Below are 12,404 nucleotides of genomic sequence, written 5' to 3' on the forward strand. Positions count from 1 at the left end.
GGCGCTTGCGCGCCTCGCATCACTCAGCCGTCACGACCAGCCGCTCCGGCGCGAGCACGCCATTCGCCTTGCGCGCCACGCCGAGCAACCGCGTTGCGTCGTACACGCGCACGCGCTCGCCCTCGCCCGCGTCGATCGGTTCGAGCGCCGACAGCGGTAGCCGCTGCCCGTGCAGAAACCGCTTCGTGCTAGCTTCGTCGAGACGCACCAGCGGAAACGTCGACAGCAGCGCATCAACCGGCTGCAGCCATGCATCGCGCGCCGATTCGGCCGCGTCCGACAGCGCGTCGAGCGTCACCGCATGCTCGAGCGTCAGCGCACCGACGCCCGTGCGACGCAGCATCGTCAAATGCGCGCCGCAACCCAGCGCTTCGCCGATATCCTCCGCCAGCGTGCGCACATACGTGCCCTTGCTGCAGGTCACGCGAAACGTCACGTCGGGCAGCTCGCACGCGAGTAGTTCGAGCAAGTGGATCGTCACGTTGCGGCCTTCCCGCTCGACGGTCTGACCTGCGCGCGCATATTCATACAGCGGCTTGCCGTCGCGCTTGAGCGCCGAATACATCGGCGGCACCTGCACGATGTCGCCGGTGAAGCGCACGAGCGCGGCTTCCACCGCCGCCCGATCGCATTCGACCGGCCGCGTGTCGATCACGTCGCCTTCCGCGTCGCCGGTGGCCGTGCGCTGGCCGAGACGCATCGTCGCTTCATAGGTCTTGTCGGCGTCGAGCAAATCCTGCGAAAACTTGGTCGCTTCGCCGAAACACAACGGCAGCAGGCCCGAAGCCAGCGGATCGAGCGTGCCGGTGTGACCGGCCTTCTTCGCGAGAAGCAGGCGCTTCGCGCGAATCAGCGCATCGTTGCTGGACAGGCCGACCGGCTTGTCCAGCAGGAGAACGCCGTCCAGCACGCGCCGGGGCACGCGCGGACGTTGGGGTGCTGCATTCGTCATAGACCCGTCGAGCTCAGTCGTCCTTGGCAGGCGCGTCGGCCTCGTCGTCGTCCTTCGCGCGGGTCGAGTTCGCTTCCTTGATCAGGCGCGACATTTCGACGGCCTTCTCGATCGTCTGGTCGTAATGGAAATGCAGCGTCGGCACCGTATGAATGTGCAGGCGCTTGAACAGCAGGTTGTGCAGGTGACCCGACGCATGGTTCAGCGCCTCCTGCGTCTTGTCCGGATCACCGGTGAGCGCCGTGAAATAGACCTTCGCGTGCGCATAGTCCGGCGTGAGTTCCACGCTCTGGATGGTCACGATGCCGACGCGCGGATCCTTGACCTCGCGCATGATGAGTTCGGACAGATCGCGCTGAATCTGGTCGGCGATCTGAACGTTGCGATTGGGGGAAGTACGTTTCCTGGACATGATCGATCCGTGATCCGTTTATCAGGATGAAGCGGCGGCCGTTTTCGGCACGCCACCATGAAAATGGGCGGGACAGGCCCAAGCCTGCCCCGCCCATGAGCCGATGCGCGACGATTACAGCGTACGCGCGACTTCGGTCACTTCGAAGACTTCGAACTGGTCGCCTTCGACGATATCGTTGAAGTTCTTCACCGACATACCGCACTCGAAGCCTTGCTTCACTTCCTTCACGTCGTCCTTGAAGCGCTTCAGCGATTCGAGTTCGCCCGTGAAGATCACGACGTTGTTGCGCAGCACGCGCACCGACGACGAGCGCTTGACGATACCGTCCGTGACCATACAGCCGGCGACCGTGCCGATCTTCGGTACCTTGAAGACCTGGCGCACCTCGACCATGCCGGTGATGACTTCGCGCTTCTCCGGCGCCAGCATGCCCGACATCGCCGCCTTCACCTCATCCACTGCGTCGTAGATGATGTTGTAGTAGCGGATATCGATGCCGTTCGCCTCGGCCAGCTTGCGTGCCTGAGCATCCGCACGCGTGTTGAAGCCGATGATGACCGCCTTCGATGCCGTCGCGAGGTTGACGTCGTTTTCGCTGATGCCGCCCACCGCGCTGTGCACGATCTGCACGCGCACTTCGTCGGTCGACAGCTTGAGCAGCGACTGCACGAGCGCTTCCTGCGAACCCTGCACGTCGGCCTTGATGATGAGCGGCAGGTTCTGCACTTCGCCCTCGCCCATCTGCTCGAGCATGCTTTCCAGCTTCGCGGCCTGCTGCTTCGCGAGCTTCACGTCGCGGAACTTGCCCTGACGGAACAGCGCGATTTCACGTGCCTTGCGCTCGTCCGGCAGCACGATCACTTCCTCGCCCGCACCCGGCACTTCCGACAGACCCTGGATTTCGACCGGGATCGACGGGCCGGCTTCCTTCGTCGGCTTGCCGTTCTCGTCGAGCATCGCACGGACGCGGCCGTAGGCCGTACCCGCCAGCACGATGTCGCCGCGGTTCAGCGTACCGGACTGCACGAGGATCGTCGCGACCGGGCCTTTACCCTTGTCGAGCTTCGCTTCGATCACGATGCCCTTGGCCGGCGCTTCGACCGGTGCCTTCAGTTCCAGCACTTCGGCCTGCAGCAGCACGTTCTCGAGCAGATCGTCGATACCCGCGCCCGTCTTCGCCGACACCGGCACGAACGGCGAATCGCCACCGTATTCTTCCGGCACGACGCCTTCCGCGACCAGCTCCTGCTTGACGCGATCGGGGTTCGCATCCGGCTTGTCGATCTTGTTGATCGCGACGACGATCGGCACGCCGCCCGCCTTCGCGTGGGCGATGGCTTCCTTCGTCTGCGGCATCACGCCGTCGTCGGCCGCCACCACCAGCACCACGATGTCGGTCGCCTTCGCGCCGCGTGCACGCATTGCCGTGAACGCTTCGTGACCCGGCGTATCGAGGAACGTGATGACGCCACGCGGCGTTTCGACGTGGTAAGCGCCGATGTGCTGCGTAATGCCGCCCGCTTCGCCCGCTGCAACCTTCGCGCGGCGGATGTGGTCGAGCAGCGACGTCTTGCCGTGGTCGACGTGACCCATCACCGTGACGACCGGCGGACGCGGCAGTTGCTCCGCATCGGTACCGGTTTCGCCTTCGACGAGCAGCGCTTCCGGATCGTCCAGCTTCGCGGCAACCGCGCGGTGGCCCAGTTCCTCGACGATGATCATCGCCGTTTCCTGATCCAGCACCTGGTTGATCGTGACCATCTGGCCCATCTTCATCATCACCTTGATGACTTCGGAGGCCTTGATCGACATCTTGTGCGCGAGATCGGCAACCGACACGGTTTCCGGCACATGCACTTCGCGAACGATCGGTTCGGTCGGCGCCTGGAACGTCGAACTGTCCTGGTGACGGCCGCGACCCTTCGGGCCGCCGCGCCAGCCGCGGTCCACGCCGCCGCTCGAGTCGCCGCGCGTCTTGATGCCGCGACGCTTCGATGCGTCGTCCTGCCAGCCGCCCTTGCCTGCGCCCGGCTTCTTGTTGCGGTCGCCCGCGCCTGCCGGCGCCTGCGTGGTGGCCGGAGCCGCCGCACCCGCCGGCTTCTTCACGGCCGGACGCGCCTGTGCGCCTTCCGGCTTCGCCGGCTTGTGCAGCGTGCCCTTCGCTTCAGCCGGCTTCGGCGGCTCGACCGGCTTCGGCGGCTCGACTGCCTTGACCACGGCCTTGCGCGGCGTGTTCATCATTTCGCGGATCGCGCGTGCTTCGGCTTCTGCCGCCGCGCGACGCTTGCTGATCTCTTCCTGCTCGGCGCGCGCCTTGTCGGCTGCCTCGCGGGCAGCGTCCTCGGCCTTCTTCGCCGCTTCGCGCTGCGCCGCGCGTTCGGCGGCTGCGCGTGCTTCGTCCTGCGCGGACTGCGTCGGCGTCGCTTCCTGCTCGGCAGCAGCAGCCTGCTGCGCTGCCGCCTGCTGCTGGGCTGCGGCGGCTTCCGCCGCGGCACGCTTCGTCGCCGCTTCTTCCTCGGCGCGACGGCGCTCGGCCTCGGCCGCTTCCTCGCGGGCGCGACGTTCGGCTTCCTCGCGCTCGAGGCGCTCCTGACGCTCGCGCAACTCCTGCGCCTGCTTCTCGAGCAGCTCGGCCTCGCGGCGCGCCTCTTCCTCGCGACGCTTCAGTTCTGCATCGTCGTCCGCTTCGGCGACCTGCGCCTGACCCTGTTCCGCGCCGTCGGCCACGTCGTCGCGCTTGACGAACGTACGCTTCTTGCGGACCTCGACCTGAATGGTGCGAGCCTTGCCCGTCGCGTCAGATTGCTTGATCTCCGACGTATGCTTGCGGGTCAGCGTGATCTTGCGCTTGTCGCCGTCGGTTGCGCCGTGCGACTTGCGCAAATGATCGAGCAGACGCGCCTTGTCCGCTTCGGACAGCGCATCGTCTTCACTCGCTTTCTGGACGCCCGCTGCCTGCAGCTGTTCGAGCAGCACACCAGCAGGCATTTTCAGTTCCGCGGCAAATTGGGCTACGTTGTTACTCGCCATTCATTCCTCTTAGTGCAAGGACCGATTCCTTGCGGTTAGCATCGGGTCAGGCCATACGGCCGCCATCAAATCAGTGCGCCATGGTCATTTCTCACTGGAACCAATGTTCACGTGCTTTCATGATCAACGCCTTAGCGGCATCCTCTTCCATTCCGGTCATGTCGACCAGTTCATCTACAGCCAGTTCGGCGAGATCGTCGCGCGTCTGCACGCCGTGTTCGGCCAGCTTCGCGAGCAGCTCCGGCGTGATGCCGTCGAGGCTCTTGAGATCCAGCGCTGCGTTCTCGACCTTTTCTTCGTTCGCGATGGCCATCGTCAACAGCGCGTCGCGTGCGCGGTTGCGCAGTTCGTGCACGGTGTCCTCGTCGAACGCCTCGATTTCGAGCATTTCGTTGAGCGGCACGTACGCGATTTCCTCGAGGCTCGTGAAGCCTTCGTCGATCAGGATGTCGGCAACTTCTTCGTCGACGTCGAGACGCGCCATGAACAGCGCACGCAGCCGGTCGCGCTCTTCGCCCTGCTTCAGCGCGGATTCGTCCGGCGTCATGATGTTGATCTGCCAGCCGGTCAGTTCGCCGGCAAGGCGCACGTTCTGACCGCTGCGGCCGATCGCGACAGCCAGTTCGTTCTCGTCGACGACGACGTCCATCGAATGCTTTTCTTCATCGACGACGATCGACTGGACGGCTGCCGGCGCGAGCGCGCCGATAACGAACTGGGCGGGATCTTCCGACCATAGCACGATGTCGATGTTTTCGCCACCGAGCTCGTTGCGCACGGCCTGCACGCGCGAACCGCGGATGCCGACGCAGGTGCCGATCGGATCGATCCGCTTGTCGTACGCGATCACGCCGATCTTCGCGCGCACGCCCGGGTCGCGGGCGGCCGCCTTGATCTCGAGCAGGCCCTGCTCGATTTCCGGCACTTCCATCTCGAACAGCTTCATCAGGAATTCGGGCGCCGTGCGCGACAGCTCGATCTGCGGGCCGCGCGCGGTGCGGTCGACCTTCGCGATGTATGCCCGCACGCGGTCGCCCACGCGCAGGTTTTCCTTCGGGATCAGCTGATCGCGGCGCAGCAGCGCCTCGACACGGCCCGATTCGACGATGAAGTTGCCCTTGTCGAGCCGCTTCACCGTACCCGTCATGATCTTTTCGCCACGCTCGAGGTAGTCGTTCAGGATCTGCTCGCGCTCCGCGTCGCGCACCTTCTGCAGGATCACCTGCTTCGCGGCCTGCGCGCCGATCCGACCGAATTCGATCGACGGAACGGGTTCCTCGACATACTCGCCGACTTCGACGTCGGGCTTCTGCTCACGTGCTTCGAACAGCAGGATCTCGCGATCCGGCTCCTGCAAGCCTGCCTCGTCGGGCACGACGAGCCAGCGACGGAAGGTTTCGTGCTCGCCGCTTTCGCGATCGATATGGACGCGGATTTCGGCGCCTTCGTCGAACAGCTTCTTGGAAGCGGACGCGAGCGCAGCCTCGAGGGCGCCCAGCACCACATCCTTGTCGACGTTTTTCTCGCGCGCCAGCGCATCCACCAGCATCAACACTTCGCGACTCATTATTTGCGGCTCCTAAAGTCAACTTGCGGAATCAGGCGGGCTTTATCGATATCGGCCAGCGTGAAATCCAGCATGGCTGCCTCGCCCTTCTTCCCCTCAAATTCCAAACCGATCGTTTCGCCATTCGGCGCGTGCAGAATGCCCCGGTACGTCTTGCGCCCGTCCAGCGGCTTTTTCAAGGTCACGGAAACTTCGCTGCCGGCGAAGCGCTCGAAGTCGGCCAGCTTCTTCAACGGGCGGTCGAGCCCCGGGGACGAGACTTCGAGCCGTTCGTAATCGATATTTTCGACCGTCAAGACGTGCTGGAGCTGACGCGTAACCTTTTCGCAATCTTCGAGCGAGATGCCGGCAGGCTGATCGATATAGATGCAAAGCATGCCGCGCCCGGTGCGCTCGAGTTCCACCAGCTCGTAGCCGAGCCCGGTGACCGTGGTTTCTATCAGTTCCGTCAGTTGCACAGTGTCCTCTCAGGTGTTCGCGCCCGCCGCTCGCGATTCACCCGCGGGCGCGCGCCTTAGCCGGCGCAGGAAGCGCTACCCGAGATGCCTAACCGTTTCAGCAAAAAAAAATGGGCGGAACGCCCATCTTCTTACTGGTGGTCGCACCTGAGCCGCACATTGAATCCGTACGCCCAGCGACTCCGCGATTATAGCGATTTTTGGCGCAAACGCCAAGCCAGCCGGTAAAAGCAGCGCGTCGGCCGCCTTTACGGACCGAAAATGCGAAATCGGGCTTGTCCGGTCGACCGGCGCATCCCGCCGCGCCGATGATCGGCATTGCCGCGGCACGCGGCATGGATACAGCCGAAGATCATCGACGCGATGCGTCGTGCCGGAAAAATCGGCCGGACGCCGATCGAGCCGGCACGCCGGCGGCTCTACGCCGCCGTGCCCCAATAGACGCTTAGCGGCCGCGCGTGCGGCTGCGCTGCGGACGCTGGCCACCGCGCGCGCCGCCGTTGCCGGCGCCGTCCGCACGATTGCCGTTCGGATTGCGATTGCCGCCACCCTTGCTGCCGCCGCGCTTCGGGCCCGCGCCATACGACGCGCGATTGCCGTCGACATCGCGACCACCGCCGGTGCGATTGCCGTCGCGGCCGCCGCCTGCGCGATTGCCATCACGGCCGCCGCCCGCGCGGTTGCCATAACCCGACGGCGCAACCGGCAGGCTGCCGTAGCCGCTCAGGCCCGGCAGACCCGGGCCGCCGCGTCGGCCACCGCCGCGACGCGGCTGGTCGAGTTGCCCGTGCGTCGTCAGCACCGGCTCGCGACTGATGAAGCCCATCGACGTCTCCATCGGGTCGGGCTGGCGACGCTCGGCCGGACCGGCACTGCCGCGCTTGCCCTTCTCCTCGGCCGGCGCCTTCAGGCCGACGGTTGCCATCAGCTTGCGCACCTGCGCGTCGTCGAGCTCTTCCCAACGACCGCGCTTCAGGCCGCGCGGCAGCGGAATCGGGCCGTGACGCGTCCGGATCAACCGACTCACCATCAGGCCGACCGCCTCGAACATCCGGCGCACTTCGCGGTTGCGGCCTTCGGCCAGCGCGACGTGATACCAGTGGTTCGTGCCTTCACCGCCGCCGTCGCGGATGCGCAGGAAATTCGCCGGACCGTCGTCGAGCTCGACGCCGTGCAGCAGCTTCTGCCGCATCCCTTCGGCCAGCTCGCCGACGACGCGTACCGCGTACTCGCGCTCGACGCTGTAACGCGGATGCATGAAGCGGTTCGCGAGATCACCGGAGGTCGTCAGCATCAGCAGACCTTCGGTATTGAAGTCGAGGCGGCCCACCGCGAGCCATTTCGCCGTCTTCATCGGCGGCAGACGGTCGAACACCGACGGACGGCCTTCAGGATCCGCGTGGCTGACGATCTCGCCGGTCGGCTTGTGATACAGCAGCACGCGCGGCGGCTTGTTCGGCAGCTTGCGCTTGACCGGCTTGCCGTTGATCCGCACCTGGTCGGTCGGCATGATCCGCTGGCCGATGTGCGCGGGCTCGCCGTTCACCGACACGCGGCCGGCGACGATCAGCTCTTCCATTTCGCGGCGCGAACCCATGCCTGCTTCCGCCAGCACCTTGTGGAGCTTCGGCGCGTCGTCGTCCGGCGACAGCACGCGCTTGTTCGCCGGCTGGCTGCGGCCGCGGCGCAGCATCGGCGCACGCACGCCGCTGCCGCCCGCGGAGTTGTCCGCGTCGAAGGCGGGCGACGTCACGTATGCGAACAGCTCGTCCTGGGACGCATCGCCTTCCGCCGCCTTCGCCGGGCCGCCTTCAGCCTTCGCCGCACCGCGACGGCCCTGGCCGCCCTGGCCACCCTTGGGTGCGCCTTCGCGCTTGGCGGCCGGCTTGCGACCGCCCTTGGCCGCGCCTTCCTTGCGCGGCGCACGCGCCGGCTGCGCGTCGACAGCGTCGGCCGGCTGCGCATCCGCGCCCTCGGCACCCGGCTGCTCGCCTTCGGCGCCCTTCGACTTGGCCGCCGCGCGACGCCGCGCGATCAGGCTGCGCGGGCCGCGCCGCAGACCGCGGCGGGGACGCTCGTCGCCACCCGCGGCCGAAGCATCCCGCTCCGGCGCATCGTCGGCACGCGCTGCCTGCACGGCAGGCGCGGACGATTCAATATCGTGGATATCTGTCAAAACAACCTCAAAATGTCAGGTCTCGCGCCCGGCGCGGGCGCGGCAAGAAGTTGGCCGCGATCAGGCGCGACGCTGTTCGGGTTCTGCTTCGTCGTCCGGCAGCGCGTCGGCGCCGATGGGCGCACTGGCGCTTCGCACGGCATCCGCGAGACTGTCGGACGTGTCGTCCAGCGCCTCGTCGTCCGCAGGACGGAGGCGGGATGCGTCGGCCTGATCGGCCTCGCCGGGCATGCCGCCGGCCGCTTCCGCTCCGTCTCCGGCAGCCGCTTCGGCGGCCGGCTTGCGATCTTCCTCGCTCCAATCCGCACGCTGCGGCTCGGGCTGCACATCGGTCGGCACTGCTTCGGCGCCAACCTGTTCCGTCCGTTCAATCTGTTCCGTTTGCCCGCGATCAGCATCGAGCGTATCGCGACCCGGAATTTCCTGCGTCGACGCGACGTCGGCCGCGGCATCGCCGGCCCCGTCGGTCGACTCGCCGGCGACTGCTTCATCCGCCAGCGCCTGCGGCGCGTCGGCCGCCGGCATGTCACCGTCGAAATCCATCGCCTGCTGCGCGAGCAGCGCGGCCTCGATGTTCGCAGCCGGCTCTTCGAGCGCGGGCAGGTCGTCGAGCGCCTTCAGGCCGAGATCGTCGAGGAACTGCTTGGTCGTCGCATACAGCGCCGGACGCCCCGGCACGTCGCGATGACCGATCACCTCGATCCAGCCGCGGTCCTCGAGTTGCTTGACCACCTGCGTATTGACCGTGACGCCGCGAATCTCTTCAATGTCGCCGCGCGTGACGGGCTGCCGGTACGCGATGATCGCGAGCGTTTCGAGCACCGCGCGCGAATATTTCGGCGGCTTCTCGGGATGCAGGCGATCCAGATAATGACGCATCGCCGGCTTGCTCTGAAAGCGCCACCCGGTCGCCAGCGCCACCAGTTCGACACCGCGACCGGACCAATCCTGTTTCAGGTCTTCGAGCAACGTGCGGACCGTGTCAGCCGACACGCCGTCGGCAAAGAGCTTGCGCAAATCGCCAAGCTTCAGCGGTTCCTGCGCACAGATCAAAGCAGTCTCGAGGACGATCTTCGCCTCTTGGGTATTCATGCAGCTAGGCCAGACCCTGTGGTCAAACGAACCGGATCAACAAACAGACGAAAGGAACGGAAGACGCGCTCGCCCGATTCTGATCGGTCATATTGATGGGAGCACGAACCGGGGGCGGCGAACCAACTTCAGGCCAGGCCCAAACCGGACGGAACAGCACGGCTCAACGACGGAACCGCGTGACTGAGCGCCATATTACGCAAAATTGCCCGGTGCGTAAAGATGAGTGGAACAGGCCGCCGCCCGGGCGGCGCACCCGCTCCGTCCCCGCTTCAGCGGGCGCCCGCGCCATGCGCAAGGAACCGGCGCAGCCGCTCGACGCCCGCGTCGAGCCGCGCCGGATCGCACGCATAACACCAGCGCACGAACCCCTCCCCCTCCGGGCCGAACGCACGCCCGGGCGCCAGGCCGAGCCCCGCGTCGCGCACCAGCGTCTTGCAGAACGCCAGGCTGTCGGCCGCCCCCGGCAGCCGCAGGAACAGGTACATCGCGCCCGGCGGAGGCGGCACCTCGACGCCCGGCAGCGTCCGCAGCGCGGCGACCAGGTGATCGCGCGCGTCGCGCAGCGCCGTGACGAACGCCCGCACGAACGGCTCGCCGTCGCGCAACGCGACCTCGGCCGCGGCCTGCACGAAGCCCGGCGCGCACGACGTGTTGTATTCGACGAGCTTCGACAGGTCGCCCATCACCGAGGCCGGCGCAATCAGCCATCCGAGCCGCCAGCCCGTCATCGCCCATGCCTTCGAGAACGAATTCACGACCACGACGCGCTCGTCGCGAGACGCGATGTCGAGAAACGACGGCGCGCCGCCCTCGTCGAAGGCAAGCCGCTCGTACACCTCGTCGGCGACCAGCCAGATACCGTGACGACGACAATGGGCGAGCACGGCCAGCTGATCGTCGCGCGACATCGTCCAGCCGGTCGGGTTGTTCGGCGAGTTGATCAGCAGCATCCGCGTATCGGGCGTCAGCGCCGCGAGCAGCCGGCCGACGTCGAGCTGCCAGCCCGCGTCGCCGTAGCCGAGCGGCACGCAATCGACCTGCGCTCCCAGAATCTTCGGAATCTCGACGAGATTCGGCCACAGCGGCGTGACGGCGACGACACGCTCGCCCGGCCCGACCAGCATCTGGGCGGCCAGCATCAGCGCACTCACGCCCGAACTCGTCACGGCGACCGTGTCGGCCGCCGTCGCACCGTGACGCGCGCTGACGTAGGCCGCGATCGCGTCGCGCAGCGGCGCCGTGCCGAGATTGTGCGTGTAGAAGGTCGCGCCGTCGCGCAGCGCCGCCGCCGCGGCGTCGCGGATGAAGTCCGGCGTCACGCGATCGGATTCGCCGAACCAGAACGGCAGCATGTCCGGCACGCCGAAACCGGCGTTCGCGACCTCGCGGATCAGCGACGGCCGCAGCGCATGCACCGCGGTGCGCGCCGCCGGCTCATCGTGCGGCGGGAAAAAACCTGCGGAATGCGTCATCGAGAACACCGCGGAGGAACACGATCCGCGTAGTGTACCGGCCGGCAAGCCGGACCGGCGCACGGCGGCGCACGTCAGTCGAGATCCTCGGCCCTTGCCGGCATCTGCCGCACGAGCTCCCAGATCGCCTGCGCGGCGGGCGACAACGACCGGTCGCGGCGGCGCACCAGCTCGACGGTGCGTTCGGTGCGCGGCGTGAGCGGCCGCGCGACCAGCGTCGAGCCGGCAGGCAGCGGCAACGACAGCCACGGCTGCACGCTTACGCCGACACCGGCCTCGACCAGCCCGAACACGGTCGCCGAATGCCCGAGTTCCTGCATGACCGTCGCGTTGACGCGATGCGTGGCCAGCGCCGCGTCGATCAGCGGCCGACTGCCCGACGCATGATCGAGCAGCACGAGGCGCTCGCCGTCGAGCGCCGTCCACGGCACCTCGGCCCGCGCCGCAAGCGGATGGTCGGCGCGCGCGACGAGGCAGAACGAATCGGTCATCAGCGGCTCGCAGACGATATCGGCGACCGTCAGCGGCCCGATCACGACGCCGAAGTCGACTTCGCTCGACTTCACCTTGCGCAGCACGTCGCTCTGCACGTCGTCGCGCAGGCCGAGCGTCACGAACGGGAACTGGCGCTCGCACGACGCCACCACGCGCGGCATCAGCCTGCAGGCGATCGTCGGGCTTGCCGCGACGATCACGCGCCCGCGACGCTGCTCGCCAATCTCGCGAATCTCGCGCAGCGTGTCGTCGAGATCGTCGAGCAGGCGCGACACGCTCGCGATCAGGTTTCCGCCGACGTCGGTCAGCTGCACGTCGCGCGTCGTCCGGTCGATCAGCTTCAACCCGAGTTCGGCCTCGAGCTCACGCACGCAACGGCTGACCGCGGACTGCGTGAGCCCGATCTCGTCACCCGCCCGACTGAAGCTCTTGAGCCGCGCGACCTCGATGAACACGCGAAGCTGGCGCAGCGTAACGTTCATGTCCCGACCTCATCAATCGCCGATATCGATGCGTGATTCTAATGTGCGAAGCCGTCCGCGGTGAGCGAATCTGGCCCCCGCCGTCCATGTTTCGCTGCGGTGCAATAGATTCGCAAACGCACGTGACATGGGCGAATTGCACAAGATTGGTGATTGTCCCGATTTGCTGACGGGTTATTTTGGCGTCTTATACGCCCCTAGCTGACTTAGCCGTTAGCTCGCTGCCAAGCGGCTCTCGAGGGATTCACCTCCGACATGGCAC

Annotated in this window: 9 protein-coding genes; all 9 read right to left on the minus strand. The window is 66.6% G+C overall.

The window, feature by feature from the left end:
- Positions 1-19: 19 nt before the first annotated feature.
- Positions 20-952 carry a tRNA pseudouridine(55) synthase TruB gene (gene truB / locus HWX76_RS09050; RefSeq protein WP_176015707.1) on the minus strand — a complete coding sequence of 311 codons (933 nt, stop codon included), beginning with the start codon at positions 950-952 and terminating at the stop codon, positions 20-22.
- A 13-nt stretch (positions 953-965) separates the two neighbouring features.
- On the minus strand, positions 966-1,364 hold the full coding sequence (rbfA, locus tag HWX76_RS09055) for a 30S ribosome-binding factor RbfA (protein ID WP_050012484.1): 399 nt from the start codon (positions 1,362-1,364) through the stop codon (positions 966-968).
- A gap of 114 nt (positions 1,365-1,478) precedes the next feature.
- Positions 1,479-4,397, minus strand: a complete 2,919-nt coding sequence (gene infB, locus HWX76_RS09060) for a translation initiation factor IF-2 (RefSeq protein WP_050012483.1) — start codon at positions 4,395-4,397, stop codon at positions 1,479-1,481.
- A gap of 91 nt (positions 4,398-4,488) precedes the next feature.
- Complete coding sequence (gene nusA, locus HWX76_RS09065; RefSeq protein WP_006476166.1) at positions 4,489-5,964, minus strand: transcription termination factor NusA; 1,476 nt, start codon at positions 5,962-5,964, stop codon at positions 4,489-4,491.
- The gene (gene rimP, locus HWX76_RS09070; RefSeq protein WP_006476167.1) at positions 5,964-6,422 is read right to left on the minus strand and encodes a ribosome maturation factor RimP; all 459 of its coding nucleotides are present in this window, start codon (positions 6,420-6,422) and stop codon (positions 5,964-5,966) included. Before rimP ends, nusA begins: the two co-directional genes overlap by 1 nt.
- 445 nt (positions 6,423-6,867) lie before the next feature.
- Positions 6,868-8,598: a 23S rRNA pseudouridine(2605) synthase RluB gene (rluB, locus tag HWX76_RS09075; RefSeq protein WP_089488386.1), complete on the minus strand. Its 1,731-nt coding sequence runs from the start codon at positions 8,596-8,598 to the stop codon at positions 6,868-6,870.
- A gap of 60 nt (positions 8,599-8,658) precedes the next feature.
- Complete coding sequence (gene scpB / locus HWX76_RS09080; protein WP_050012481.1) at positions 8,659-9,690, minus strand: SMC-Scp complex subunit ScpB; 1,032 nt, start codon at positions 9,688-9,690, stop codon at positions 8,659-8,661.
- A gap of 272 nt (positions 9,691-9,962) precedes the next feature.
- Positions 9,963-11,165 (minus strand): pyridoxal phosphate-dependent aminotransferase, encoded by a 1,203-nt coding sequence (locus tag HWX76_RS09085; RefSeq protein WP_050012683.1) that lies wholly within the window; start codon positions 11,163-11,165, stop codon positions 9,963-9,965.
- Positions 11,166-11,239: 74 nt separating this feature from the next.
- Positions 11,240-12,142: a LysR family transcriptional regulator gene (locus tag HWX76_RS09090; RefSeq protein ID WP_089488385.1), complete on the minus strand. Its 903-nt coding sequence runs from the start codon at positions 12,140-12,142 to the stop codon at positions 11,240-11,242.
- Positions 12,143-12,404 lie beyond the last annotated feature (262 nt).

The organism is Burkholderia sp. BCC0398, from assembly GCF_902833245.1.
Lineage (GTDB): Bacteria > Pseudomonadota > Gammaproteobacteria > Burkholderiales > Burkholderiaceae > Burkholderia > Burkholderia sola.